1 protein-coding gene is annotated in these 1,285 nt (G+C 67.1%); it reads right to left on the bottom strand.

Going from position 1 to position 1,285, the window contains the following annotated elements; genetic code table 11:
- Positions 1 to 1,285, bottom strand: a 1,285-nt coding sequence (locus tag LQR33_RS23210) for an RHS domain-containing protein (RefSeq protein ID WP_231470622.1), incomplete at both ends; no start/stop codon positions are given.

Raw genomic sequence — 1,285 nt, 5'->3', positions numbered from 1 at the left:
CGCGCCTGGCCCCAGGCCTGGTAGTCCATTTCCAGCGCCAGCTGGCCTTGTTCGTCGGTCAGCGCTTGCGGGGTGCCCAGGTGGTCGGTGTGGTAGTAGTACACCGCCTTGGGGGCCTCGGGTTCCGGTGCGACCTGGCGCAGCGGGTCCTTGTCCGGGTCGTAGGGGTGGTGCTGGCTCCAGGCCGGCACTTTGACGCCGCGGATGGCGTTGGTGTGCACCTGGGCCAGCGGCACGAAGCTGTCCGGCTCGAACAGGTAATGCACCGCTTCTTCATCTCGGGTTTCGAAGGCCAGCACGTCGCCGTCCCAGCCGTACAGCGTGGCCTGGCCCTGGCTGATCTTGGCGATGCGGCGGCCCAGCGGGTCGTAATGGTAGTCGGTGCGTTGGCCGTCCGGCGCGATGAGGCGGGACAGGCGGTTGTGGCTGTCCCATTCCAATTTGGTGAGGCTGCCGTTGACGCGTTTCTCCACCAGATTGCCGCGGCTGTCGTAGCGGTAGTGGCGGCCGGCGTACTGGCTGAGTAGGTTGCCGAGCAGGCTGTCGTCCTGATGGCCGTCGGCGGCCGGGGCGTTGTCCAACAGGTTGCCGGCCGGATCGAAGCGGAAGCTTTCCACGCCCTTGGGGGTGGCGGCTTCCAGCAGGCGGCCGACCGGATCATAGCGGTAATTCAGCTGACCGCTGCGATTGTCGGCGATGCCGACAAGCTGGCCGGCGGCGTCGTACTGGTACTGGCGGCTCCACTGGGTGGCGCCCATCAGCCGCTGGCTGGACAGGCGGCCGGCCTTGTCATAGGCCAGGGTCTGTTGCAGCGCATTGCCCAGCACGCGCTGGGTTTCGCGGTGCAGCTTGTCGCGCTCCAGGTTGAAGATGTCACGCTGGCCGAACAGCAGACCATGCACGTGGCCGCTGCCGTAATTGAGCACGTCCACGCGGTGGCCGTCGGGGCGGATGGTGGCGATGCGGTTGCCCAGCTTGTCGTGCTCGTGTTGCCAGCGATAGGTTTCCTTGACGCCGGCGACGTGATAGCCGTGGAGCTCCTCGGTGACGTTGCCGACGGCGTCGTACACCCAGCGCAGGCTGGCGTAGCGGTTCTTGGCCTGGAACAGGCGGCCGGCCGGGTCGTAGCTGAAGCTTTCCTTGCTGTTCGGCGCGCTGCGCTCGATCAGGCGGCCGGCGCGGTCGTAGCGGTAATCGGTGGCGACGTCGCCTTCCACCTGCTGAGCCAGGCGGCCGGCGTTGTCGTAGACATAGCGGGTGATGCTGCCGTCGAAGCCGGTTTCGG

Origin of the sequence: Chromobacterium piscinae (genome assembly GCF_021129175.1) — a bacterium.
Lineage (GTDB): Bacteria > Pseudomonadota > Gammaproteobacteria > Burkholderiales > Chromobacteriaceae > Chromobacterium > Chromobacterium piscinae.
Note: the sequence above shows the minus strand (reverse complement) of the source record. Positions and strands in the feature narration are given on the sequence as shown.